The sequence below is a fragment of the Williamsia sterculiae genome (assembly GCF_900156495.1).
Taxonomy (GTDB): Bacteria; Actinomycetota; Actinomycetes; order Mycobacteriales; family Mycobacteriaceae; genus Williamsia_B; species Williamsia_B sterculiae.
The window spans coordinates 75886-99678 of sequence record NZ_FTNT01000008.1; the positions used below are offsets into that span (position 1 = coordinate 75886).

The following is a 23793-nucleotide window of genomic DNA, read 5'->3' on the forward strand; positions in this document are numbered from 1 at the left end:
ATCGAGACTACAGTCATCCGAGCTTCGCGATGAGTCCGCGCTTCGCGGCCTTGAATTCGTCATCGTCGAGTAAGCCGCGCTGATGCATGTCGGCAAGCTTTTCGATCTGCGCGGCGATGCCGGCCGGTTCTGCGGCGGTGGTCGCCGGCGCGGACTGCTGAACAATTACCTGCGGGCGTTTCGACTCAGCCATCTTGCGATGGAGTTCGTTGAGTCGTGGTTGAGCCTGCTGGTAGACGGACTTGAGTAGCGGCAGGCAGTTCGAGAGAGTGCGCGGGTCATCAGACGCACTGTTTCTGGATTTGCCGCTGGACCTCCAGAAGTCATGGTTGGCGGTGCCCTGGTAGCTAGGAGTCAGCACCTCCAGTACGCCGTTCATGAAGCCGCCGTTGTACTCGATGTTCGTGATGTCCGAGTAGGGGAAGATGGTCTCGCGCCCTCCCCCGAGCGACCCAGCCATCCAACTCGCCATCGCGCCCGTCTTGCTGATCAGTAGACGGTCCTCGAACGCCGCCAACAGGCCGTCCATCCCCGAGTTGATGACAAACCACGGCAGCTCACCATCGTGCGAGTGGCGATGGATGCTGTCCCACCACTTGTCCTTCATCGCTGTCCCGAACACCTGCACGTTGTCGCGGTCTCTGAGCCGCTGGCTTGCCGCCTGGTCCCGCTCGTTCTGTTCGTCGTTGCGTTGCTTGATACCCACCGTTACCTCAGGTGCGATGCCGGCACTGGCCAGGTAGTCGACGTAATAACGTGCGAAGTCCACCTCTGAAGCGTCGATCGCGCCGAAGTTGACCTCTTCGATGGCAGTGTTGACGCGCAGCGAGGTCGTACCCATCTTGGTCGTGAACTGAACATCGCGGATTTGGTCGGCGAACACCTCGACAAGAATCCTTTTCTCCGTCGACGTGCCGGTATCGTTAAACCCAATGAGCCTTGCGTTCGTGATCGCCATGCCCATGGTGATCGGGCGCATGCGGCTCGCACCAGTGAAAGCCCAGATCAGTTCGCCCTGGTAGAGATCAGGCGCGAGGACGCTCTGCCATTTGGCGGACTTCTTCTCTTTGACCTTCGAACTGAGCTGAATCACCGTGCACTCCCCTTCTCGACCCCGCCACACGCGGTCACCGACGTTGCTGTCGCTCGGCTCCGCTCACTCGTTACAGGCACCTTAGCGGGCTTATGGTCACCGACGCCGCCGTTCGTCCAAGGACAACCTGACGGGACAGGTAATGTCACGCGAAAACACGCAAATACATTGACTTGCAACGTCTTTGGCCTTATAGTGCGCCGTAGAATGATGGGCTCTTCGAACGACAAACTCAACCTGACCGGTCGCGTGTACCAGATCGATCAGACGCCCATGCCCATATCGCCCCTGGCACGAGCGGCGGAGCTGCGCGAGTACGCCAAGGAGCACAAGTCGGCCAAGATCGACTACACAGTGCCTAAGCATCGGAAGAAGCGGTACGGCGTAGGGGGCGGCGAACTAGAGCCGTCGCAGGTCACTCCTCCGCAAGAGCAGTAGGCGCATCCACCTCGACCAAGCACTCGTAGAGCACAAAGTCACGAAGCGGCTCGGCTATCCCCATGCCGAATCCCGACGCGTATTGGAACAGCTCCAACGCAGCTTCATCCAACGAACCGAACTCGCGGCCGGCGTTACGAACCAGTATGTCGATCGTCTCGGCGAGCTCCGCCCAGTTCTGCAGCAACTCATGTTTCCGCGGGTGGTGCTCCCCCATCAGCACCTCGTACCCGAATCCGCGCGGTCGAAGTAGATCGCGATAGGCATCGGGGCGAACGCGGTAGGTCTTGGACATCTGGCCAGCGTAGAGCTGGGGATCAGTGGTCGCAGAGGAACATCATGGTCATCGGGTCGTCCGCTCTGACCTCGAACTTCAGCGGCACCGACGAGCCAAGCGTGTCCGAGCTGACCGTCTCGGCGAGCGGGTGCCCGCCGCCAGTTAGCTGGTCAGTTCCTATCGTCACCTTGGCGAGCCCTGACGGCTTCCCAGTGAATTCGACTTGCGCGAGCCCCTTCGACTCGCCACGCACGCTGGCAGCCACCCCACCGAAGTCCTCGCTGCTGTCGATCTTGACCGGCGTGCAGGTGTGGCCACCTTGCGGTGATGACTGTGAGTCGACGTTGATGGTATCCGAGGTGGGACCTGCCTAAGGTATGTCACCCCGCGACGTCTGGGCAAAGAATTTTGGCGCTTTCCACATAGTATTTCAGCGAATCCCCCGACGCCGGAGTGCCCCCACTCGACATGACGTGCGCGACGGTCTGTCCGTTTCCCATCGAGCGCACCGCGTGACAGGTAGTGATAAAGCCAAAGGTAGTTCTGACCGAGTATTTAGCGTCTATTTGCAGCAATGAACGCTCGAGCGCGTCCCAGTCGACGCTCTTGTACTGTGGTTCATCTTTGAGCTTGCTCCTCAAATCCGTCGTAACACCATTCAGATCGCCTACAAGCCTGTATCCGTTATCCAACGCCGCCTGATCGTGCGGGAGCGACCTGCAGGTATACTCGGAGTGCCTTTGGATCGCGCCAGCAGGTATATGAGGGAGCTCAGGAGCGATCTGCGAATTCATGAAGTCTGGGGCAATCTCAGTCGGCAGTTCGCCGTCGGGGGGAATCGGGTATCCGTAGTTTCTATCAGTTGCCTTCACCGCTTCAGTGATGTCGCTAAAGATCTGCGTCCAGCCATCCACGCTTGGGTTCGGCCCCCTGTACGGTTGGCAACCCACTGCATCGGGTGACGCTGGCGCACCCCCGACGGCCTGCGCCACCGTGCCTGTCGCTGACTTCGTCGCGTCACATCCAGCCAATAGCAGCGAGAACAAGCCCGCCAACAACGCGACCATCACCCGATAACTGCGCACTGACGTTCCTCGCTGCCTCTGCCGCCACGCCTGAAACGGACATGGATGGGGGAAGCTTACGAAGAGATTGGGGCGGAGGCAGTGCGGTGGGACGAGGTTCGTACGAACGGGTGACGACGAGTTACTGCTCTCAATCTTCCGTCTGTGTCATCCGAGCGAGCGCAGGTGTTAGCCCGTACGCGTCCGCGACGATCGCATCAGCTCTACTCACTAGCGTGTAGTAAGACTTTCTAGACCGTTCGACATCGTCCAGCACAGAATCAAAGTGTTGGAACAGTTCTTGACGTTGAGTGATAGTTGTGAATTCCTTGAGTGCCATCTCCAGCAATTTCCAATTCGCCCTACCCACCGCGTTTATCGCAATCCGAGGTTCGATACCAAACGAGGCCATAAGATACTTGGCGTACCCGTGAATCTTGCTAGATTCTGTGGCGAGAGCGGCTGTGATTTGATCTGCTAATTCCGCGAGTACACGATCGCAACCGGAAATCTCAACCGGCAACGGAAGCGCGCCTACCGTACGGGCTTGGATCTCAGAAAAAACTGTTTTAGTCGACTTGTACTTCCGCCCATAGTAATGGTTAAGCACGGCCGAATTCATCAGAACCATGAGCGCCTTAAGGCTCAACGGTGGCGTGTCGGTTTTTGGGGTGACGACTATCAGGGTGTTAAGAGCGAAATACTGTTCGTTATCGTATGCCGCAATAATAGATACTCCAGTACGCCTAAAGAACAACTTTTCATCTATTTCAAAAATATCTTTACGCTTACACGAGTGGATTCGCGACACATCGTATTCAAGCCAATTGCCCGTCCAGTCAATCTTATACTTGTTGATGTTTCGGCCATCGAGAAGTTTGTAAAATTCGCCAGTTTGCGCAGGCTCATCTTTGATCGAGGCTTTACGGTCACCTTTAAGGGCAATGGCTTGGTTAATATTGTAATGCTTATCAATGGTAGTAGTCTTCTTTAATGAATCAATCGCGTCAGTCACAGCATCACCGCGCAGAGAAAAGACGTTGTTTCTTGCCCTGGCGTACGGGCGTTGATCGATAGCGCGAACAGGCGTCACTGTATTCGCGGTCTGAGCGACCACTTCAAAGAGCTCGGGTTTGCGACCAGGACTAATTGGGCGATTCTTGAGAAGCAGCGTAATATTCTCAACCACGGCATCCTCGAACTGCATCTCTGGGTATTCGACAATTTCCTCAATACGGCTACGATTAATGATGATTTTTCTGGCTACTTTGTAGAATTCCTGCGTGAGAATTGTATTAGGGATAATGAAGCCGAGCCTGCCATCTTCACGCAGTAGGTCCAAGCCCAGAAGCGTAAAGAAAATAAAAGTGTTTAGTCGACCACCAGATGTCCCATAGCGGCCCACTAGATGCTCGCGTAGTTCTTCCGACTCCACACCCCCCTGCGACAGCTGCACATATGGAGGGTTACCCACGATTACGTCGAACCCAGGCTCGCGATTCTCACCAGCAAACTTCAGTTTCGTCGCAGGCTTCTCAGCCATGATGTTCGGGAACTTTTCTGACCAATCAAACGGTGCGTCAGACGCGGCTGAGTCGTTCACGATCGAGTTGCCGCATTTAATGTTCTGGTCAAGCGACGTGAGCGGCTTGTTCTTGATCGCAGTCTGGAGCCAGAGGCTGAGCTTCGTGATCTCGACCGACTCTTCATTAAGGTCGACGCCATAAATGTTGTCTGACAAAATGCTTCGAACGAAATCCTCTTGAGATGTCAACGTGCCACCCAGAATATCGTCAACTCGCTTGTTTTCAGCAAGGAGATAATTGAAGACACCTACGAGAAAAGCGCCACTGCCGCAAGCTGGGTCTAGTACTCGAATCGACTGGAGTACGTGCTGGTACTCGGTGTATGCTGCACGTTCGGCTTTCTCGAAGCTGGCATCCTTAGTCATACCCGAGAGATTGTGTTTCTTGAGTAACTCAGTCTCTTTGTCACGGAGATACTCACCGACTGTTGCGTTAACGATATACCTGACAATGTAGTCGCCGGTATAGAAAATCCCGTCCTTTTTTCGTCTTCCACGGCCAAGGGTGTCGTCTTCGCCGGTCGGGAGTTCACCGCCCGCCGCCTTTGCCTTAATCATCTCAAGGTCGGTGACGGACTGCTCGAAAATGTGTCCCAGCACTGTAACCGTCAGGTCGTCTTTAAAATTGTAGCGAGAGCCAAGCTCCGCCAAGGCGCGTAGAGGCTGGTCCGGAATATCGAGGGCGTTCAGTTCAGGGTCATCAGCAAAGAGATCCCCACCGTATCCACTGGGGATGTCGAGATAGCCATGTCCGTGGCCGACGCGCCAGGACAGAGTCTTGAACTCTTCCCATAGTGAAGTGCCCTGCATCTGATCAGTATCTTTGAGCCACCGCGCGAGGGTATCCGCTCGCATCAGATCGCCGTCCTCAGCAAAGCAGATGAAGACGAACCTGTCTATTATCGTCTGTGCTTTGGTGATTGCATCATCAAAGTGGTTTCGATAGCCTGAGTTGTTCCGCCAGATATCACGAAGAAGTTCGAGCCGTATGTCGCGGTACTCTTTGTAGAAATCCTTTCCAATTTCTAACTGCTCATGCCGAATCTCCGATAGTAGCGACTCGGTCGACGATATGCCCGATGTTCTAACGAGGTTCTCGGCTTTAAGGAGGTAGTACCACTTCTTGAACCCGAGGTAGTCGTCGGCTGGGTCGACCAAGTCACGGAGCGTCCAGCGTTCGAAGTCCATTCGATTGTCGCTGTAAAGTCGAAACTCAAAGAAGTTTGTGACGATGACGAACGGACAGACGCGGTGAGCAGACTTGTAGTTGAACGCTTGTTGTACGGGACTCAGGTTGCCGTAGGTCGGCCCCTTCTGGGGCTTGTCTAGATCGGCGCTTGCGCGCTTGTACTCGACTACCGCAGTGAGGTCTTCTGCGCCATTGACACGGATGATTCCATCAGGAAACTTGCCCTCCTGACCGACTTTCGGCTCGAACGTGCTGTGAGCGTCTGGCTTCAGCTTGTAACCAAGTACTTTTACAAACACATCCTCCGTGTAGCCACCTTCGCGCCCCTGCTCGGTATCTGTCTTCAAAGTGCCAGTGTCGTAGTCGAGGAGCCAGGCACGAAGAATATCTACGCGATCGATGATGTCAACCGTGCTGATCTCCTCAGCACGTTTCCTCAGCGCGGAAGGTGGGAACAAGTGGGCCACGTCAACACAGTAGTACCTCAATCGAGAAGCCAAACCAATGACGTCGCTATCCGTGGGTGTCCTTGACCGGTCTCAACACCCAAGCTGGCACCCAGTGCGTCACCTGCTCCTCCCACACGCCCGCAGCGACCGTGTACGTGACCCGGCCGTACCAGTGCCCCCACTCCGACAGATGCCAGCCCGTGAGCACCCCGGTCACGACCTTGTCGACCTGCAAGCCCTTCGGGTGGTAGCGACCCGAGTGATGCGCAACCCGCGGGTATAGCGCACCCAAGTCGATGAGGACCGCCTTGTGCCCGACCTTGTAGAACACCTTGCGGCGCGGTTGGCCGAGGTCTCCCTTGATCGGTGGCATCTCCACACCACCACAGTAGAACATGCGTTCGATCCGGCGTATCGTCTTGACTGCTGGGCGTGACCGCACGGAACGAGGGAAGCGGGACGCGTGGGAACGCCCAGCCCGACTTTCCGTGGCCAGCTGTTAGCAAGCCGGTAACACGGCTTACCACCCTCGGCGATAGTCAGGCGATCAGCGACGAACGAATCGACGGGAGTCCACTTCAGTGAGCCACGTTCCACCAGGTGGGCCGCCACCTTTTCCGGCCCAACCTTCGCCCGCCAAGTCGTCGAAGCGCTGGATATGGATTCTGATCTCACTGGTTGTCGTACTGGCGATCTGCTTCGTCGCTCTTGCTACCTATGTCCTAACCCGTCCTGGCAAGGGCGTCGAGTGGACAGGGTTTCCGAGGCACCAAGTGTGCGAGCGGTTGAGTGAACAAGACGACAAAGGAGTAGACAAGAATCATTACGTCGATGGAGAAGTGCCGGACGACGTTCGTGCAATATCAGCAGACATCGAGTACCTCGGCGACAGGCGCATCAGGATTACCGTCGCCTTCGCCGGTGCCCCCCACCCCGTACGCCAGGTGCCACTCCCCGGTGACCTTCGCGCGAACCCGACGATGATTGATCAACCAGGTGCGTTTGGCTTTGACTTGCAGCTTGCACCTCGTGGTCCAGTCGAGCAGCAATCACTTATTGGATTCTCCGCAAACTCTGACGGCAGTTGGGAGGGAGTCGAATTCACCGATTATCTAGAGGACGAGAGCAAGTCCGGACCGGCGGACGCTGAGTACCGTGGCAACACGTTCGCGCTAACTGCAGACCTCTCGCCGTACAAGACGATTCCGGCAGGCGCAGAATTTAAACCTTCGGTTCTCGTAACGACCCACCGATACAACCGCGCTCTGAATCCCGGCGAGGACACATCGAGTTGGACCCCGTTCTTCGACTACCCCACCCGTCGCTGCACTGACGGCAGTGCCACTGACACCAGCGACTCGCCAGCCTCGTCCAACACCTCCAGCACCGGTGCGTACCCCGACATGGACAGCCAGGGATTCCGCAACTCCCATGCGTCTTGCGATAGCGGAGACGCACCAGTCATGACGGGCCGCACCGCGAAGTCGCAGGTTGTCATCTGCCAAAGCAGCCCACAGACCTTCTACTACCGCGGTGTGCGGTTGAGCGATGACGCTCCCAGTGAGTTCAACGGTGCGCAGCCACTCAACGACACGTACGAGGTGGCGAACGGGTACACCACATATTCCGTGTCCCCTCAGCGCTTGTACATCAGCTCCGGAGGTGACGTCTTAGCCAACGAACCAATGCTCGAGTTCCGTGGCCAGTAGACCCGGACGTCTATGGCTTCGCGACTACGGCAGTAGACCCAGGCTTCAACTAAGGCGCGCTTTGCCACACTAAATCCGATTCAGGACAATGGTCCCCGGCAGTCCTTGTAGATGCGAGGGGTCTCTGCGAGGGCTGCCGCATGCTTGCTTCGGGACGACAGGACCGCGGATGCCCCATGGACTGAGTGAGAGCTCCACGACCGCCGTACAGGCCGCAAGCGCGTGAGTAGGCGTCGAGCTGGACTACGAGGCGGCATTCGTCATTGCAGTCGCTCTGACGCGCTTACACGTCGCGAGGGAGGCACCAAGACCGACATGAGACGCTTCGAACAGTCCTGGACATTCAACCCGCCCGACTTCAGAAGGCCACAGTCGTACCGGGTCATCGTCGGCACGCGCCCCGGCGGCGGACGCAATGGTCGAATCGCAACGCTGCGATCCCCTCGTGAGACCCGCGAGTGGCTCGAAGCGACCCGTAACCTGACAATCGGTCCGCACATCACCCACCTCTATGTCACCTACCGCGGCTACTGGGGACCGAGCGTCCCCTACGAAGAGCGAATGCAAGTCGGTGGATGGAACCGCGGGCTTCGGTGGAACAGGTTTGAACCCTGGCTCGACCGCTGCCTGTGGGCCGGCAAACCGCCGCTAGTGAACTAGTGCCGCGCGGCCAACCACTCGCGCAGCTCAGTCCCGCCGACGTCAAACAGGAGTTGCTCGGCAGTGACCCCGTTCCGCGCCGCAGCCCGCAGGCTCGCGCCAGCCTCGACGAGCTCCCCGATCATGGCGACCTGACGGTCGAGCGGGCAGCCGGCCAGCATGAAGATTGGGGTCAACCCGGCGGTGTTTCGGCGATTAATCGACGCCTCGGCCGCGATCAGCACCCGCACCACGTCAAGGTGGCCTTGCTGAACCGCCGCGTGCAGCGCGGTCATGCCCTCTGCGTCGGTGATGTTCGGGTCAACTGCCCCCTGAGACAGCAGCTCATAAATCTCAGCTGACTCGCCGTAGTACGCGAGCGAGATCAGTGACGACAGCTTGGACTGATCAGCCACGTGGTGGGTGCTCAGCGAAGATCTCCTTCATCTGCTCATTGACCATGGTGTCGACGACCTCACGGGGTGAGCGGTCATGGTTGTTCTTCAAGTCAGGATCCGCGCCGCGGTCGAGCAACTCACGCATCGCGATCCACTTCCCGTCACCGCCCTTGCTGCTACTGAAAACTGAGTTCCACAGCGGGGTGTTGCCATTGCGCGTGTCACGAACGTCCACCTCGGCCCCGGCGTCCAAGAGGATCTTCACGACTTCGCCTTTGGCCTCCTGTGCTGCGAACGACAGCGGCGTGAACCCGACGTCGTCGCGGGCATTGACGTCCGCACCGTCAGCCAGAGCTTCGCGAACCTTATCCGCCTCACCTTCGAGCGCGTAGTAGTGCAGCGGGATGCGGCCCATCCGGTCAGCCATGCTCAATCACCCTTTGCTATTTCTCACGTGGAACCTCGTAGGCGTGGCTTCTATTCGCAGCGGGATCCTCGATCTCGTACAGGTCTGGGTTGTTCTCGTACTCAACCAGCTCCTGTCGCGTCCATCCCTCTTCCCGAGCCTTCTCGACGATCCGCCAATGCTCCATACCTGGCTTATGTCCGTAGTCAAACGGGCCATCTTTCGGTATCACCGCACCAGTGTTGGGATCAATGAAGTCGCCATCGGCGTTGGTGAGGCCTTCGTCCCGCGCGTTCTGCTTAATTTCCTCTTTCGTGCTGTTGCGCAGCTTGACCCGGCGTTTGGTGACATCGTAGGCACCGCTGTCTCCGGTGGCATCCACTGCGTTGTACTGCGCGGCAATGGGCGATGCACCAGCGAGTTCCTGTATGCCTTGCAGACCCACAGCACCCGGATTAATCGCTGCGACCGCTCCAGCCCCACCCAACCCGGCCGCGGCACCGAGCAGCGCGTCGAGGATCGTCATGGCCCGTGTAGCAGCCAGGGTCATTGCTCCCGCGCTACCGCTGACGCCGGCCGCAGCACCGACACCGACCGTGACGAAGGCCAACAACACGCCCGTTGCGATCGCGGCTAGTGCCAGCTCGACGAGGTGCTTGACCTCGTTGTTCAGCTGGTCATGAGCTTGCGTCACTGCGTGCGAATAGGCGTCAGCCGCCTTCCCCACTGCATCCATGTTGTCCGCGATTTGATTGACCGCGGTGACAAGATTGCTGCCGTTGGTGTTGATCTGACCAGCTTCGGGAACCGACTGGCCGCCCATCGTGGCGTTGATGGGCCCCATAGCCGACGCCGCCGAGCGGAAGGCGCTAGCCGCGTTCTCCCAGGCGGTGCCGACCTGCGAGAGCCGATCCGTGTCCGCGTTGGGCCAAATCTTGCCGCCGATGTAGGAACGCAGCGTCTCCCACCAACCGGGATCCTTGTTCGCTCCGCCGAGCACGCTGGGAACATTGGGCGACAGGAAGGTCGACGACATCCAGTCAGGCACGGCACGGTCAGCCTGTTCCTTGGCCGGGTCGACCTGATTGGCGTTCTTGTAGTTGAACGCTGACTGCTGGAGTAGATCGTGCATGCCACCGGTGGCGTTGATGACCATGGTCATGCCATCAAGCGCTGACCGGGCTGCCGGGTCGTAGGTCTTTGCGAACGCCTGTCCGGGATCATCCGAGCCAGCGCAGCCGCCCGCGCCAGACAGCGCCGACTTCAGCTGCTTCGCCGCAGCTTCCAGCGCCTCCTTCTGGCCGTTGTAGCCGTCAGCCGCGTCCTGGAACACCCCGCGCCGGAACTTGATGGGCGGGCTCACGGCCACATCCCGCGATTGGTCTCGACCGCCTTGGAGTAGTTGCCGTGGGCAGTACGGCAAGCCGCGGACACCTTGTCGAGGCCATCGCGCATCTCTTCGATCGACTGATCCCAACGATCCTGGAAGTCGGCGTGACCGGTAGCGCCCAACCCCTGCCACTGCGCGTGCAGCTTGGCGATTCGGCTCTGAATGTCCTCGGCGATGCCGGCGACCTTGTCGTTGAACGTGTCCATCGACTGCACCAGCTCGTCGAGCTCGTTCAGCGTGACGTCGAAGTCATCCCCACCCGTGGTCATGGCAGGTTGAGCATTCCGCCGGACTCGCCACCGATCGACTGGAAGTTCGATGCATTCTCGTGGTCACGATTGGCGTAGGACTGGCGGATCTCCGACAGGATGTCGCTGCTCTCTTGCAGGGACTTCAGCACCTCATTGAAGCCATCAAGCCAGGTCTCGTAGCCGTCCTTGACCTTCGACGCCAGATGTCCCGTCCAGCTGCCGAGCATGACGTCGTTGGCCTCTTTGTCGACGGCCTTCTTGCCGTTCGTGATGTCGTCATATGCCTTGGCGACGAACTGGGCAGCCTGGTCCAACTCGTTGAGTTCGACGTTCAGATCGCCACTGGTCATGCCCGGCAGACTACAACAGCCTGCAGGTTCTTAAGCGGTGCACATAGGTCGAATGAATGACGCGACTAAACGGCCAATTCCGGTATGTCTCATTCGGCCGTTTTTGTGTCGTGCGTTCAGATGAACAGGTGCCAGCCCCCAGTCGACCAGTTCTTGAGCGGCGGGTCACGGTCGATGTCGACGTAGGACAGGCTCTTGCCGCGGTAACGCTTGTCGAGGGTGTCGTCGATCGTGCCGTGGAACCGCCAACGCGATGGTGTGTCACCGGCTTGTTCCCACGACTCAGCCCGGAAGACGGCGCGAATCAGGCCGGCATGAACGATGAACACGGGCAAGTTCGGAATAGCCACGGCATGTCGTGCCGTCCACCACCCTGCGTAATGAGCGTAGATCTCATCGTTCGATGCCGACTTGAGCACGGGGTTCGTCGACACCAGCACAACGAACGGTCGCTCGATCTCACCGGCCGGGCTTGCCGCGAACTGTCGGATCGTCTCCTCGATCGGTTCGACGATGAACTTCGCCCGAGGTGTGGCCGCCCATGATGTTGGTCAGTACTGGGTTATCCAGGTCTCGCTCGATGAGCCGAAACGCCGAGATGAGCACCTGCTCGAACTGAAACGCCTGCTTGTCAGGTGACTCCGCCGGTGCGATGTTCGGCCGCAGAATGTAGTGCTGCACCTGCTCGCCAGCGTCGTAGATCTCGTTGATCCGCTTGTTCTTCGCCGACGTGACCTTCGCGGAGTCGCGCTCGACACCATCCTCGACAAGCTGAGACTCCCCCATGGCAACCCACACGTGGCTGTAGACGCGGTCTCCCCTGCCCTTGCCGATGTAGAAGATCGACTGGTCGCGAGGGTCACGCAGGGCATAGACGTAGACACCCAGCTTCTCTGCGACACCGGGAGGGAATGTCTCGGGGAGGGCAGCACGTACTGTCACCAGTCACCGCTGGTGATCATCGCCGTGGCCTGCTTTTTGATCTTGTCGAACGTCGAGATGACCACGGGGACGGGATCTTCCTTGCGTTTGACTTGGACGATGGCTGAGTCGTCGAAGTTGCCGGTGGTCAACACTTCCCAGGGCCCCACCGCAAACGTCTGACGCGAGACGCCGGACGTCGGGTTGATTCGGGTTCCACCACCGGTCGGATAATTCTCGCTGATACCGGATTGACCGACGAGTACCGGACTCGAGGCCGGATAAGCATCGTCGGTCGCCGTCTTAGAAGCCTCCTGCGGCGAGCGCCACTTGGTCACCTCGATACTGAGACTGAGATCAGTGTTGGCGCAGCCTAGGGATGCCTGTCTGAACCCATCCTTCTCTGTGTCGACCGTGTTGTTGGGCTCTTGGAACGAGTCAATAAACACGCTGGTGTCCAGGTTGGACAGGGCCAGAATCCGACACGGGTTGTGCTTCAAGTCGGCGTCAGACGTGTCCGCCGGCTTTGCGGGTGCAGGCGGTGGTGTTGATGTCGCCGAGGCAACCGAGGACGGACCTGGCTTCGCCCCCTGACCTTCCGCGAGCAGTTGCTTGTACGTCTTGTCTGACGGCTTGGCCGCACCCAGCTTGATCTTGGTCTTGGTCGACTCGGTCTGATCTGCGGCGATGCTCTGACGTACGACGACCCAGTTGGATTCTACGATGATGCTGCGATCGGCTGCGGCATCCTCGGAGTCAACGTTCTTGAAACCCTTGTCGCTTAGCGCGTCTTTCGCTTCGTCGAGCTTCATGCCGACAACCTTCGGCATCTTCTCACTGCGCTCGGCGTCATCAGCGTCGGTGTCGGTGCCATCTGCACACCCGGCGACGCCGAGCAGCACGAACACGAGAAAACCAATGACCACCAGCATGGGGCGCTTGTTCACGTCGAGATCATAAGCGACGTCATGTCCGCTGGCCGGGCTATGAGGATATGGTCAGAGCAACATGTTCGGCGCTGATCGCCGGCGTCACTGTCAAGCAGCAGCCTCGTTCATTACCTCTCCGTATTTGGGGTTAGCAGTTTTTCTAGCTGTTGGCCGCGGTCGCAGGTACAGAAGCGCATTTCTTCGAACGGATGATAAATGCGACCGCCAGGTGAGCCGATGGCCTGATCAGTGTCGACGCCAGTAATGGCGGACCGGTGGGTGGCGTAACCTTTTCCATAACAGGCGTGACAGCCGCCGTATGCTTTCTCTGTATGGCGTATCGCTTCTTCTTGTCTGGCTTTGATGAACTTAAACAAATCTTCACGACCTTGATTCTTGATCGACGTGTAGTCGATCGTTACACCAGCTTGCCACTCGCTTAGCGCTACGAGCATCGTCTGTGTAATCTCGTGAATCTTCTGTCGCAGATCTTCATCCTGTGGCGTAGGGGTGTTAGCTTGCTCTGTCATGATGGGCGTCCAGTCACATATCCGAGCGCAAAGAATGCGACCGCAAACGCGACGCATGATACGATTAATGAAACCGTCTGGAGCTTGTCTTTACTCATGCTTCCGCTCCTCCTTTCCAGCCCGCTGATTTTAATGCGTCGTGTATATTTTGTTCATATTTATCTATTGCATAGTTCCATCTCGTGTCTTGAAATGATGGCATTGGTTTAGCAAAACCCACCTCATCTGCTACCCATTGGAGGATGGCTTGCTTAGCTTCGGCGTAGTTCTTCTCAGTGAAATCTTCACATGACGGCAGCGCGACTTGATGGTGGCTATATTCGTCGCAGTTGATAACGTGAGATGCCTCTTGGGTGAGCGCCTGCCATAGGAGGCTGCCTAGCTTGTCGACGCTGTTATCATCTAGTCCCTGTGTCTTATTAGTGGTCGTTTTTCTCTCCTAGGTCTATGCCTTGGTCTATCAATTTGAGGGTCAGGAGTAATAAGCATTTAAGCGCTGTTTCCGCGATTGGGTATTCACCTTGTGGCATATCAAATGTGCCAGCGCAAAATTTGCCATCCCACGCTCTCATGCCAGCTCTGCCGCCCATGTCGTGGTTGTATCGCAACACAACACTCAAGTCAGCTTTTTTAAAGGAATCTAGCAAGTAATCTGAACTATAGATTGGTGTGTAATTATCATGAGGCCATATTGCGTCACCCACAAAGTCGGAACATGCATATACCTGCTTGCATAGCTCATATAGCTCGGTATCTCTATTGGTCACTTCGTTTGCTCCTTCCAGTTGGTTAACTCCGCTATGCGCTCATCATTCTCCGTCTCAAAAATTCCGTACTCGTACTGCCAATCCGTCGCGTCGGAAAACGTCTTACCGGCATAGTTACTGGTAGCAACGTTGGCACGTTCGTCGAGTCGCGCCTTGCGGTCGACCGACTCGCACAGTGCCACCAGATCCTCACGGCATGCGTCGCAGTCACTGGCCGAACGCTCGGGCGTGTGCTTGCCTTCGTCGAGGTCGTGGTCTGCGAGGATGCGGGTCACTCCATCACGGATAGGATCACCTATCGAAAGGCTTATTTCGGCCGTTCTATTCATCATCGTTTCCTTTTTTCATGGCCTCATAAGCCATCAATAAACTTGAACTCTCTTCCATCAGCTCTTCTAACTGGTCGCCCTCGGCGTCCTTGGCACGGAGCATCGTGTCGCACAGGCGGAGCGCGATGCGGGCCATATCCGTGTTCAGCGCCGGGTTGGGCTCGGTGAAGCCCAGCTCCCTACGCGTGAGCTTGAGCCGCAGGTAAGCCGCACGGAACCGGTCGATCCGATGGCGATTCTGGTGGCGCTGTATGGCCTGCTCGCGGCGCTCGACCGGGAACTTGATGATGTTGGATTCGTCGGTCATGACTCGCCGTCCGTACTGATCAAGAACCGTAGGTCCCGCTCGTTCGTGCCGGTCAGCGGCGACTTATCTGTGGCTGTCGCTACTCGCACAACTGAGTCCCAAACCGCGCCCATGTGCCGGTGCAGCTCATCGGCGGCTTCCTCCGGTGTCATCCGAAACAGCAGCGGCATCCCGTGATCAGCAGACTCGTGCCAGTCCACGCATGCCACGTCGCGCTCGCAGAGCACGCACCTGCCCGACGTACATGGTCGGTCACTCATGCAGCGCCCTCACTGCTCATCGGCTCACGTCCGGCCACCAAGATCTCGTCAGCGGCTTTGAACACCTGCCCGATCGCCTGGTCACTCGGCACCTCACCGGACAACCAGCTACGGATATACGCGCGGCTCTCACCAGGATCGAAGTGGTCGTGCATGTCCAGCTCGTTCAGCACGATGTATGCGGTGGTCTCGGCCTGGAACTCACTGACGCCACGGTGCTTGGTGTAGTCGTGGTGTGCATCCGGTGCTGTATGCCCGATACAGATATGGCCAAGTTCGTGAATCGTCGTCTTGAATGGGTACCGCGCGACCGGGTTGATGGCCAGGTTGCGTCCGTAGCTGTAGCCCTGGGTGTTCGCGCTGATGTCGTCGTAGACCACCTCATTGATGGCGAGTGCACCTAACGCCCTCGCGCGGCTCCAGGTGGGGTGCTCGATCTCCGGAAGGGGCTCGCCCTCGGTGTCCGAGTAGACGAAAGCTCCCTTCACTGGCTTGAAGCGCTTGTACTTCTTCGGCTCGCCGGTCTCTTGGTCTACCTCTCCCGTCTTTACCATGATCGGGCGGTAGATGTATTTGCCAGACGCACCTTTGACCACGTGCCGGCCAAACGCCTTCCAACCTTCGTAGCTGCACACGGGTTCTCGGACACCCTGGCTGCGCAGGAGCATTTGGTTTCGGATGGAGTACGTGTGGGCCCTGTTGTACGTAGTGAGTTCACCAGGCTCGAGCGTCAGTGCTTGTTCGAGCAGATCAGCGGGCGTCAGCCTGGCGACTGACTCCGGGATCTCCGCGGCTGGTGGTCGGCGACGACCAGCCACTTACGTAGTGACTCCAAAATTACTGTCATACCAGGCGTAGAAATCTTCGTCTGTAGCTTCATCGACATCGGGGCACCCATATTGATGAAACCACCACCCGTCGCGCCAATTCTCTTTACGCAGCTCACGCTCACTCAGGGCCTCCATGCCGTCGTAGTGCGGCGCACGACCCACTCTCAGGTCGCACCAGTCGCCGGACATCTCATAGAAGTCTTGGCCTCTCGCCTGTTTCTTGGCCTCTCGCGACGTGGTTGCGAACACAATTTCGCTACCAGCGTCGGGATCGCTTGCCATCTTAAGCTTGTAAGCCTTCATGCCTCACCCCCTACCGCACTCGCCGCCTGCTCATAAGCCCGCTGCACTGTCTGGAACTCGCCGGCACTGCCGCCGTGGTCGGGATGGTGCTTCATCAGCATGGAGCGGTACGCAGCGCGGATCGTCTCGCGTGACGCCGTCGGTGATACCTCCAACACTTCGTGCCACGGCTTGGCGGTGAACGGCGTGATGATGGCTTCGGCCGGCAGTGCCTTGAAGCCGCGGAACGCGGCGTTGACCATCTCCTTCGCGCCCCAGCGTTCAAGGGACCGGAGCGCTTCGACGGTCAGCCGGATCGCCTGGAGGTTGTCGTGGACGTGCAACCACTTGTCGCACGGGATGCACTGTTGCTCGTCGTTCAGCGTGAAGTAGACGGCGACACCGCGATCGTCGGGCATACGCTGCTTCGCGTACAGAAGCCCGTCCTGGCGCACCATCATGTTTCTGCTGATCACGACGTCGGTCGCGCCCAGTCGGTCCAGCTCAATCAGTAGCTGATCGCGAGCGTATGAGAACGGGGTCTTGAACTTGGCTGACTTTGGGTACTCGGTTCGCGGCCATGCGGAAGGCCATTGCAGCGGGTAGGAGTCGATCATGACGCGTCACCCCAATCGGACTTCGTCATGAGCACACATCGGCAGGGTAAGTGGCGGGTAGGGCTAGTTTGGACCGGGATAGCGATACGACGGCTGGTCAGCAGCCATGCGTCCTCGACACTAAACCCCAGGTTGCGCAGATGCGTTACTGCCGCAATCCTCTGTGCCACTCTGATTCTGAGAGCAATATTTGGACTCCTCATGACTCACCCCCGTCACTCACCTCAATCCGCGGATCCGTGAACCCCGGGCTCCAACACCACGTCTTGCCGATCTCCCGCATCCGGCGTGACAGCTCGACCTCTTCGTCGTCCGTGCTGAAGTCCTCGGCTTGCTCCATGTGCCGGATCAAGCTCGCGGTGCTGACCCCGATGAATTTGCGGCGGATGACCTCTCCAAGTGACAGAGGTTCCGACTCGTCGTTTTCGAGAGCGCACCCGACGGCGTGCGGGTCACTGAAGTGCTCGCCGCAGCTGGCGCTTGAGTCACTGGGCTCGTTCAGTCCTCTGTCGATCCAGATCCGGTTCCAGCCGTCCACCGGCCCACGTTCACCGATGCCGTTGACGTACGCGCCGAGCAGCACCATCCAGGTGCGCAGCTCGTGGCGGTCGTTCATGTCGGCTTCGAGGTACTCGCGATCAATCTCGACGCTCAGCCGGTCACTGATCGCGCCGGTACTGACGAAGCTGTACATCGCGCTCGACTGACCGCCGTGGTGCAAGCTCGCGATGACCCTGGCGGTCGCGTCGTTGATGTCGCGCTCTTCTTCGATGGCTCGGGCGACTGCTAGCTCGACGAGGTCGGCGTCGCACAGTCTGTCTTTGTTGTTGTTGTTGGGTTGTCGTTCCACATCACCTCCTGTTATTTGCTTATCTGATAGTCAATTGGTCGTCGCAGTCCGCACTTGGTGCAGCGCCGAATCGTGAATTGCGCGTATGGCACTTTGCTCATGTCCGCGGTGCGCTTGCGTTCCCCCGGTGTGCGCCGCTCGGGCTTGATCAGCTCGGTGATCGTTTCCCAGGCGTGGGGGCAGCTCGGCGCAGGCGAGGTCTGCTGACTGAGCATCGCTCTATCCACCGACCTGCTCCTCGACCTGCTCGCGCACCTTCGCGGCAATCATGGCCACGATCTCGGCTTCGGCTCGCTGTCCCGATTCGTCGTGCAGGTACGAGGTGCCGACCAGCGTGACCAGCTGCTGCTCTTCCTGCTCGTTGAGCTGAAGGATCATGACTGCACCTTGGCGATGACGGCGATGATGAACAGAATCGCCAGGCTCCAGAAGAGCAGCTTCCATGAGCGTGACATCTTGGCGGGTGGTTCAGTGTTCATTGGTGTTGCTCCTTGTGAAATTATTGGGCCGATGACCTCTCGCATGGGCCACCGGCTCGGGTTCGTGAAAGGCATAGTGCTAGCAGCGACAAATCTCAACGGACTTATCATGTTTACCGTGTTTTGAAATACAGTTGGCATGGCTTGATCGTCATCTGAGGCCGACGTCGGAGCTGCGAGGTTAGTGTCCCTGCCGGCACCATGCCTTCACGAACCGGATTGTTAAAGTCTTCCGCCGCTCACCACCAGTTCCCGCAATCGCGGCCGTTGATCGGCACGCGAGCAACCCAGTGCGCCTTCGCCCGCGTCCACGAGCCATACCGGTGGAGCATGTAGCTCTCCCAGTAGGCCAGTTGGCAATCGCGGTTTGTTCGCCAATCAGGGCACACACTTGCGAGCTTCGCGCACGGAAGTGACTGGCCGAGGCCACAAGCACTGGACTCCGCGTTGACCGCGTCTAAGCGTCCGCCTGACTCATGCTCGAAGATGAAGGCCTTGGCGTCGGTTTCGGCGTCCCGGAGCGCCTGGACGGGCTCTGGTGCGGTCTGAGCGACTATTCGTGATGGTTGCCGCTTCCCCGCCGTCGTGCGGACGGTGGTTAGCGGCGATCGGCTTTTGACGCCGCGGCCGTCAGTACCTCGGCATTCGTAACCGTGACGTTAGCGTGGAAGAACCAGCCGGCGATCAGGCCGGCGACGGCTGCGGTCATGACCGTGACGATGAGCCACGGGATGATGACGCTGACCGCGATGGTCCTGGGTTGGTTAGGTGCTGTTGGTGAGAGTGTTTTGTTCGACATGTTTGTCTCCGTTATTTAGTTGTGGCGCGGTTGCCCGCGCAGTCCCCTAGCCGTGTCATCGCTCGCAGTTCGCTTGGCTTATGTTCATCGCGTGGATCGTTTAGGCGCGATCGTGCAAGTTTGTGAGCGGTGATACGGCTACGGGTTAGTTGTTAATGTTTGGTGACCTTGCTTGGGTCTAAAACAAGTTAATCACACTAATGGTTATAATGCAATACTAAGCGACCTGGTTTGTGGGCTTTAACAGAGGCAAAAATAGCGGGTTATTTTTACAACATGTCGATATGTTTCATAGCTCGAACGGCCGAATAGGCAGGTCGTCGACGTCGTTGGGACGCTGCTCGTACTGCACGCGATACTCCATGTACAGCCGTTCTGCGACACGTTCGAGCACGAGGGGGAACGACGCCTCGGTCAGCAGGCCGTCCCGGAGGTTGAACATGACCCAGTACGGCGGCTCATGTTCTTGCACCGTCATCAGCAGCTCCCCCGAGCCCGGCGGGGCGAGTGCCGGGAACGAGCTCCACGTGCGCTCGTTCTGACTCGATGGCGCATCGCCTTCGGCCGTCCCGATGCCATACGACGTGTACAGCTCTTCCAGAATCCCGACCATCGCTTCCTTCCACAGGTGGGCGATGCCGATCTTGGACTCTGGGGTGATCTCGAGGTAGAGCGCGTGCTTCACGGGTCACATCCGCCGCTTGATGCTTTGCAGTACGTGTAACTGCTTCTTCGAGGTCTCACCGTGCTGGCGCATTGCCAGTGACATCTCACCGTTCGCCGCGGCGCTTGCTTGTCGCATATCGTTTTGCGATTGCGCAATCACTCCTCGGGTATACGAAGATTGGTCGACAATCGTGCGATTCAGGTCATTGATCGAGTTCGTAATGATAGCAGTCGAGACCATTAGCGTTTGACGCACAGTGTCTAGACCATGAACCACGGAGCTGAAGCCCTTCTGCAACTCTTGCCTGGTCTTCATTTGTTGCAGAATGTCAGCAAACTCGTACCTGCGTTCACCTTCGTACATTATCGTACTAAGCTCGTCGTGCAGTGATCCCACTGTACTCGCGGCTACGTCCAAGAAAGGTACCAAGTTCAGGAATGGTGGAAGCTCAGCCTCAGTGGTGTTGACTAAGGTTGCGTACCGCTTTGCGCAGTCGTACAGGGCAATAGCATTGCGAGCGACCACATCAATGTCTTTCTCGCTTTGCTTACAACTGACCCAGAACGGAGCGAACGCGGTGGCGGAGTAATGGCGATGGGTCTCATCAAGTGTACTGTAGGCACTACGCACACTGAGTATCAATTCCGCAATCTTATCAATCGCTTCTGCGTAAAGATTCTCCGCACTATGACGATCATCGCGCTTCTGCTGTTCCCGCCTTAACCGCTCATGATCAGCCCTCTCGGCCTCTTCTCTGGCGGCTTGAGCCTCGCGCTCAGGTCGTTCCGCCTCCCACTTGGCCTGACGCTCCCTTTCGCGCTTGGCTTCACGCTCTTGATTCTGTTTGCGTAACGCCTCTAATCTTGAAGCCTCCTCAGCTTCTTTTCGGTCCCTCTCTCGCTGTTGTTTCTCCTTATAACGCCGGTTGCTTCGGCGGTTCGCAGTATCCGATCCCGACCAGACAAATAGTGCAATCAACCCAATGAATATAATCAACACCACGGGCCCCAATACCGGGTGATTGGCGTTCATGTCAATGTCGATGCGGGCCAACAGCATGCGCCACAGTTTACGGCCACCAAGCGCCGCAGAGACTTTTGTTCGCGTAGGTAACGCGATTGCGGCGCTACATCCCCTGCGTCCACCGTCCGGGCGTCAACCAGGGCGTACCCAACTTGAGCTCGCTGTCGACAGCGGCCAGGATCTTGCGCACCTGGTTGCCGCGGTACACGCCGTATCGAGCGAGTGCGAAGCCGCAGTGCCGCGCGAGGTTAGGCCCGTAAATCCCCTTGTCAAACACCACCGTCTGCGAGTGGTTGACGAGGATTGGCGTTTCATGCGAACCGTCTCCGTCGTGCCGCGACACCTCCAGCGTTATGTACATCTCAGGCTTCGTATCAACGTGCGTCAGGACAAGATCGCCCTTCTTGTAGTGACGATCCATGTGCCACACCTTAAGGTCCCGCGGCCTGTTGAAGTAGTCGTCAAGCGCTCGATTCCAAGGTGAACCATGGCAGACGTACAACTTCCGCCCCTTGTCGTGCTCCAGCAGCTCGGCAGGCAGTCCCGAACTGTCGTCGCGGGGGTACGTGATTGGAGACGAATCTTCAGTCATTGGGGTACTTAACCGCATCGGTGCGAGGCTCGTATGCGAACCGGCGGCGAAATACGATCGAGCCTGGCGGCCGGAGGCCGGCACACGCACTCTGGTGTAGTCCCACCGCATGACACGCAGACGCCAACCGCCTGCGCGATCATGAGACCCATGCTTCGAACGATTGCGACTGTCGCCTCCGTCTGTGCGGGCCTTGTGCTCGTCGCCGCGTGCGACATGACCTCGTCAACGACCAGCGCTCCGCGCAGCACCGTCACGGTGACGCGAAGCGTGCAGACAGTCACCGCACCGCCGGTAGCGCCCCAAGAAAATGACCGCGCGCCCCTTGTGCCCGTCACCACTGAGCCGACGGGGTCCGACACGACGGCACAAGGCCAAGGCGGAACACCGACGCTCGGCAAGGTATGGGCGAGCAGCCAGCAAGGATACGGCGAAGTCCGGCCGGCGACGGTCTTCAACGGTGGCGACCCGACCGGCCTGGTCGAGAACATCACGTGGTCGAGCTGGGGTGGGAGCCAGGCGACCGGTACCGGGACAGGCAGTTACGAAGCACCGGGACAGTCGGTCGCGGACTCCACGCAGCAACAGGCGACCATCGTCGCCTTCAACCTTGGCACCTGCGACGGCCAGCTGATGTACCAAGCGATCGAGTGGTATTACCCGCAGCACGGCGAGACGTTCCACCCCGACCGATACATCAATATCTGCACCGGGGACTACGTCGGGCAGGGATAGCACGGGTGTCTTCGCGTGGTGATAGAACGAGCGCATGGGAGACGAAGCAACCAAGACATCGTGGTGTGAAAGTGTACGAGCGTGGATGCGCTTGAATAGACTGCTGCTTGCAGCTGCCGGCCTGTTAATTGTATTGGGCCTCGCGCTTTGTCTCCTCGCCGAGAGTCTTACACACGGATGGGGTGCATCCGTTTGGGGACCCATTGGCGGTTGGGTCGCTAGCGCCTTGACCTTGGTCGCGGTAGTAGTTGCGTTGTGGCAAGCAAATCTTGCTAGGAAAATCGCGACTGTTAATCAAGAGGAACTGTTGCGGGCACAAATGGAGGAAATCAGAAAAATCCAGCTTAGGGCAGTGTCTGAGCTCAGTAATGCGGTGGCAACAATGTATGGCGCGTTCGCTTCACAGGTCGACCTTGAAGAGGGACATCAAGAGATCGTGGACATTGATGAGTCGCATCAAATCTCAACGCAGTACATATTGGAACGTCGACACCAGTTTGTTGTCACAGTAAACACTGCCACAGTCACTGCCCGGCTAGCGCTAGTTGGCATCGTAACAAAAGAATTGAAAGATCCGGCGCGCTCGCTCCTTACTGGAGTGCAACAAGCAACCGGGTTCGCCAACGGCGCGGTCTCGAAGGAAGTCAACTGGAAGGTCGCTATGCAGTCGCTTCAGGCAGCTGTGAGGGATGCAAAATCCCTGCAGAGAGCCGCAGATACTATTTTGTCCCCCAAAATGACTTATGACAAGCATTCGTACAAACCGTAGGTGAAGTGATCCCTGGTTGTCTAGCATTGAAACTACTCAGCTATAGCTGCTTGCCCCGGAATAAGTCCGCTCGAAATATATAGTACTTTCAAACCGCTCGACTCTTACGGATACCGGCTTGTGGATTCTTTCTGCAATCCACGATCCAGCGCCGGTGCTCCCGCCTCAGGTCCTCATAGAACTTGATGGTATCGGGATTGGTTATTACCAGCTGGGACGTGCCTTTCAACAGATTGCAGTCGACACAGCTAGCCACGAGGTTGCTTGTCCTGTTCTGCCCGCCGTAATATACGGGCACGAGATGGTCAAGATGATCTCGGATGGATATTGATGTTGAACAGAAAAAACATCGTCGGTGCTGCACCCGCAACTTCTTTCGCATCATACGGTCGCGTTCGACATTGCGGCGAACAGTAGAGCGTTCCTTGGGAGTGGTGGATCGGTAGAGAACGAACAGATCCAGGTAACTGATGGCGGGGTTACGCGCCATAGGCAGCCTCTTGTTTGACTAACGTGATGAAGTAAGCTCTGGGATTTCGCCCCAACTCGAAAGCTGTGGCGACATGGTGATCGATCGTGCCCGCAGGCAACCGCCAAGCAACGCGCAGGAACAACGGCCGATACTGAGGTGACTGGAACTTCTCAACTAGGTAGTCTGCGAGTCTTTCAGTGTTAGCTTGACTCTTGCGACCGCTCCTAGGATTCCTAGGATCAAGGGGGACGTTACCGTCCTTGTTCCTAGGACGGAGGTGTGATGAATGATTGATGACGGTTTGTATAGATTCCACTATTGCAATTTCCTGACTAACCCCTATAATGGATAGTGGTAAGAGATGCAAATCTTCTCTAAGCCTCTACTCCGGTAGGGG

Annotated in this window: 31 protein-coding genes; 3 read left to right on the forward strand and 28 right to left on the reverse strand. The window is 57.8% G+C overall.

From position 1 onward, the window contains the following. Window positions 1–13 precede the first annotated feature (13 nt). The 6 genes from BW971_RS13575 to BW971_RS13605 form a co-directional block, all read right to left on the reverse strand. Window positions 14–1093 carry an SHOCT domain-containing protein gene (locus BW971_RS13575; protein ID WP_076480461.1) on the reverse strand — a complete coding sequence of 360 codons (1080 nt, stop codon included), beginning with the start codon at window positions 1091–1093 and terminating at the stop codon, window positions 14–16. Between the two features lie 415 nt (window positions 1094–1508). Next, window positions 1509–1826: a hypothetical protein gene (locus BW971_RS13585; RefSeq protein WP_076480464.1), complete on the reverse strand. Its 318-nt coding sequence runs from the start codon at window positions 1824–1826 to the stop codon at window positions 1509–1511. Window positions 1827–1848: 22 nt separating this feature from the next. Beyond that, on the reverse strand, window positions 1849–2073 hold the full coding sequence (locus BW971_RS13590) for a hypothetical protein (RefSeq protein ID WP_076480466.1): 225 nt from the start codon (window positions 2071–2073) through the stop codon (window positions 1849–1851). A gap of 115 nt (window positions 2074–2188) precedes the next feature. After that, on the reverse strand, window positions 2189–2893 hold the full coding sequence (locus BW971_RS13595) for a hypothetical protein (protein ID WP_143690370.1): 705 nt from the start codon (window positions 2891–2893) through the stop codon (window positions 2189–2191). Between the two features lie 130 nt (window positions 2894–3023). Beyond that, window positions 3024–6113, reverse strand: a complete 3090-nt coding sequence (locus tag BW971_RS13600) for an Eco57I restriction-modification methylase domain-containing protein (protein WP_143690371.1) — start codon at window positions 6111–6113, stop codon at window positions 3024–3026. 46 nt (window positions 6114–6159) lie between these two features. After that, the gene (locus tag BW971_RS13605) at window positions 6160–6468 is read right to left on the reverse strand and encodes a hypothetical protein (RefSeq protein WP_076480737.1); all 309 of its coding nucleotides are present in this window, start codon (window positions 6466–6468) and stop codon (window positions 6160–6162) included. Window positions 6469–6880: 412 nt separating this feature from the next. On the opposite strand from BW971_RS13605, the gene BW971_RS13610 reads away from it, so the two are divergent. Further along, window positions 6881–7804 (forward strand): hypothetical protein, encoded by a 924-nt coding sequence (locus BW971_RS13610; protein WP_143690372.1) that lies wholly within the window; start codon window positions 6881–6883, stop codon window positions 7802–7804. Between the two features lie 656 nt (window positions 7805–8460). Here the strand turns inward: BW971_RS13610 and BW971_RS13615 are convergent. The 21 genes from BW971_RS13615 to BW971_RS13700 all read right to left on the reverse strand — a co-directional run bounded on the left by BW971_RS13615 (window position 8461) and on the right by BW971_RS13700 (window position 21249). Next, on the reverse strand, window positions 8461–8859 hold the full coding sequence (locus BW971_RS13615) for an ankyrin repeat domain-containing protein (RefSeq protein WP_076480472.1): 399 nt from the start codon (window positions 8857–8859) through the stop codon (window positions 8461–8463). After that, the gene (locus tag BW971_RS13620) at window positions 8852–9268 is read right to left on the reverse strand and encodes an ankyrin repeat domain-containing protein (protein WP_076480473.1); all 417 of its coding nucleotides are present in this window, start codon (window positions 9266–9268) and stop codon (window positions 8852–8854) included. The genes BW971_RS13615 and BW971_RS13620 overlap by 8 nt, the downstream gene beginning before the upstream one ends. Window positions 9269–9284: 16 nt before the next feature. Further along, a complete protein-coding gene (locus BW971_RS13625) occupies window positions 9285–10610 on the reverse strand; it encodes an HNH/ENDO VII family nuclease (protein ID WP_143690373.1) in 1326 nt (441 codons plus the stop codon). Beyond that, window positions 10607–10906, reverse strand: coding sequence for a WXG100 family type VII secretion target (locus tag BW971_RS13630; protein ID WP_076480477.1), 300 nt, complete (start codon window positions 10904–10906; stop codon window positions 10607–10609). The genes BW971_RS13625 and BW971_RS13630 overlap by 4 nt, the downstream gene beginning before the upstream one ends. Continuing rightward, entirely contained in the window at window positions 10903–11238 is a 336-nt protein-coding gene (locus BW971_RS13635; protein WP_076480478.1) for a WXG100 family type VII secretion target, read from the reverse strand. The genes BW971_RS13630 and BW971_RS13635 overlap by 4 nt, the downstream gene beginning before the upstream one ends. 116 nt (window positions 11239–11354) lie before the next feature. Then, window positions 11355–11672 carry a hypothetical protein gene (locus BW971_RS13640; protein ID WP_143690374.1) on the reverse strand — a complete coding sequence of 106 codons (318 nt, stop codon included), beginning with the start codon at window positions 11670–11672 and terminating at the stop codon, window positions 11355–11357. Between the two features lie 25 nt (window positions 11673–11697). After that, entirely contained in the window at window positions 11698–12180 is a 483-nt protein-coding gene (locus BW971_RS13645; RefSeq protein ID WP_076480481.1) for a GIY-YIG nuclease family protein, read from the reverse strand. Beyond that, window positions 12177–13106: a PASTA domain-containing protein gene (locus BW971_RS13650; RefSeq protein ID WP_143690375.1), complete on the reverse strand. Its 930-nt coding sequence runs from the start codon at window positions 13104–13106 to the stop codon at window positions 12177–12179. Before BW971_RS13650 ends, BW971_RS13645 begins: the two co-directional genes overlap by 4 nt. A gap of 110 nt (window positions 13107–13216) precedes the next feature. After that, complete coding sequence (locus tag BW971_RS21240; RefSeq protein ID WP_143690376.1) at window positions 13217–13618, reverse strand: hypothetical protein; 402 nt, start codon at window positions 13616–13618, stop codon at window positions 13217–13219. 763 nt (window positions 13619–14381) lie between these two features. Then, on the reverse strand, window positions 14382–14660 hold the full coding sequence (locus BW971_RS13655; protein WP_076480484.1) for a hypothetical protein: 279 nt from the start codon (window positions 14658–14660) through the stop codon (window positions 14382–14384). Window positions 14661–14706: 46 nt separating this feature from the next. Next, window positions 14707–15021, reverse strand: coding sequence for a hypothetical protein (locus tag BW971_RS13660; protein ID WP_076480486.1), 315 nt, complete (start codon window positions 15019–15021; stop codon window positions 14707–14709). Window positions 15022–15277: 256 nt separating this feature from the next. Beyond that, entirely contained in the window at window positions 15278–16099 is an 822-nt protein-coding gene (locus BW971_RS13670) for an ArdC-like ssDNA-binding domain-containing protein (RefSeq protein WP_407701220.1), read from the reverse strand. Beyond that, window positions 16100–16414 (reverse strand): hypothetical protein, encoded by a 315-nt coding sequence (locus BW971_RS13675; RefSeq protein WP_076480491.1) that lies wholly within the window; start codon window positions 16412–16414, stop codon window positions 16100–16102. Further along, a complete protein-coding gene (locus tag BW971_RS13680) occupies window positions 16411–17010 on the reverse strand; it encodes a J domain-containing protein (RefSeq protein WP_076480493.1) in 600 nt (199 codons plus the stop codon). Before BW971_RS13680 ends, BW971_RS13675 begins: the two co-directional genes overlap by 4 nt. A gap of 199 nt (window positions 17011–17209) precedes the next feature. Then, on the reverse strand, window positions 17210–17704 hold the full coding sequence (locus BW971_RS13685; RefSeq protein ID WP_143690378.1) for a hypothetical protein: 495 nt from the start codon (window positions 17702–17704) through the stop codon (window positions 17210–17212). Window positions 17705–18079: 375 nt separating this feature from the next. Next, window positions 18080–18238, reverse strand: coding sequence for a hypothetical protein (locus tag BW971_RS21510; protein ID WP_159441866.1), 159 nt, complete (start codon window positions 18236–18238; stop codon window positions 18080–18082). A 340-nt stretch (window positions 18239–18578) separates the two neighbouring features. After that, window positions 18579–18896 (reverse strand): aggregation-promoting factor C-terminal-like domain-containing protein, encoded by a 318-nt coding sequence (locus BW971_RS22315; protein WP_456119722.1) that lies wholly within the window; start codon window positions 18894–18896, stop codon window positions 18579–18581. Between the two features lie 41 nt (window positions 18897–18937). Then, window positions 18938–19138, reverse strand: coding sequence for a hypothetical protein (locus BW971_RS21245; RefSeq protein WP_143690379.1), 201 nt, complete (start codon window positions 19136–19138; stop codon window positions 18938–18940). Window positions 19139–19427: 289 nt separating this feature from the next. Beyond that, window positions 19428–19823, reverse strand: coding sequence for a hypothetical protein (locus tag BW971_RS13690; RefSeq protein WP_076480498.1), 396 nt, complete (start codon window positions 19821–19823; stop codon window positions 19428–19430). A gap of 3 nt (window positions 19824–19826) precedes the next feature. Then, on the reverse strand, window positions 19827–20864 hold the full coding sequence (locus tag BW971_RS21250) for a hypothetical protein (RefSeq protein WP_143690380.1): 1038 nt from the start codon (window positions 20862–20864) through the stop codon (window positions 19827–19829). A 67-nt stretch (window positions 20865–20931) separates the two neighbouring features. After that, a complete protein-coding gene (locus BW971_RS13700; RefSeq protein WP_076480740.1) occupies window positions 20932–21249 on the reverse strand; it encodes a hypothetical protein in 318 nt (105 codons plus the stop codon). Window positions 21250–21570: 321 nt separating this feature from the next. Here BW971_RS13700 and BW971_RS13705 point away from each other — a divergent pair, with 321 nt between their 5' ends. Both BW971_RS13705 and BW971_RS21255 read left to right on the forward strand, forming a co-directional pair. Continuing rightward, entirely contained in the window at window positions 21571–22155 is a 585-nt protein-coding gene (locus tag BW971_RS13705) for a hypothetical protein (protein ID WP_076480502.1), read from the forward strand. A gap of 34 nt (window positions 22156–22189) precedes the next feature. Continuing rightward, window positions 22190–22924: a hypothetical protein gene (locus BW971_RS21255; protein WP_143690381.1), complete on the forward strand. Its 735-nt coding sequence runs from the start codon at window positions 22190–22192 to the stop codon at window positions 22922–22924. 88 nt (window positions 22925–23012) lie between these two features. Here the strand turns inward: BW971_RS21255 and BW971_RS22275 are convergent, their stop codons facing one another. Then, window positions 23013–23414, reverse strand: coding sequence for an HNH endonuclease (locus BW971_RS22275; RefSeq protein WP_076480504.1), 402 nt, complete (start codon window positions 23412–23414; stop codon window positions 23013–23015). Between the last annotated feature and the right edge of the window lie 379 nt (window positions 23415–23793).

Coding starts and splice junctions, on each gene's coding strand:
- BW971_RS13585 (WP_076480464.1), bottom strand. CDS start 1,826: ATGTCCAAGACCTACCGCGTTCGCCCCGATGCCTATCGCGATCTACTT.
- BW971_RS13605 (WP_076480737.1), bottom strand. CDS start 6,468: ATGCCACCGATCAAGGGAGACCTCGGCCAACCGCGCCGCAAGGTGTTC.
- BW971_RS13620 (WP_076480473.1), bottom strand. CDS start 9,268: ATGGCTGACCGGATGGGCCGCATCCCGCTGCACTACTACGCGCTCGAA.
- BW971_RS13630 (WP_076480477.1), bottom strand. CDS start 10,906: ATGACCACGGGTGGGGATGACTTCGACGTCACGCTGAACGAGCTCGAC.
- BW971_RS13635 (WP_076480478.1), bottom strand. CDS start 11,238: ATGACCAGTGGCGATCTGAACGTCGAACTCAACGAGTTGGACCAGGCT.
- BW971_RS21240 (WP_143690376.1), bottom strand. CDS start 13,618: ATGACAGAGCAAGCTAACACCCCTACGCCACAGGATGAAGATCTGCGA.
- BW971_RS13660 (WP_076480486.1), bottom strand. CDS start 15,021: ATGACCGACGAATCCAACATCATCAAGTTCCCGGTCGAGCGCCGCGAG.
- BW971_RS13675 (WP_076480491.1), bottom strand. CDS start 16,414: ATGAAGGCTTACAAGCTTAAGATGGCAAGCGATCCCGACGCTGGTAGC.
- BW971_RS13680 (WP_076480493.1), bottom strand. CDS start 17,010: ATGATCGACTCCTACCCGCTGCAATGGCCTTCCGCATGGCCGCGAACC.
- BW971_RS13685 (WP_143690378.1), bottom strand. CDS start 17,704: ATGTACAGCTTCGTCAGTACCGGCGCGATCAGTGACCGGCTGAGCGTC.
- BW971_RS21510 (WP_159441866.1), bottom strand. CDS start 18,238: ATGATCCTTCAGCTCAACGAGCAGGAAGAGCAGCAGCTGGTCACGCTG.
- BW971_RS21245 (WP_143690379.1), bottom strand. CDS start 19,138: ATGTCGAACAAAACACTCTCACCAACAGCACCTAACCAACCCAGGACC.
- BW971_RS21250 (WP_143690380.1), bottom strand. CDS start 20,864: ATGCTGTTGGCCCGCATCGACATTGACATGAACGCCAATCACCCGGTA.
- BW971_RS13700 (WP_076480740.1), bottom strand. CDS start 21,249: ATGGATCGTCACTACAAGAAGGGCGATCTTGTCCTGACGCACGTTGAT.
- BW971_RS13705 (WP_076480502.1), top strand. CDS start 21,571: ATGCTTCGAACGATTGCGACTGTCGCCTCCGTCTGTGCGGGCCTTGTG.
- BW971_RS21255 (WP_143690381.1), top strand. CDS start 22,190: ATGGGAGACGAAGCAACCAAGACATCGTGGTGTGAAAGTGTACGAGCG.
- BW971_RS22275 (WP_076480504.1), bottom strand. CDS start 23,414: ATGGCGCGTAACCCCGCCATCAGTTACCTGGATCTGTTCGTTCTCTAC.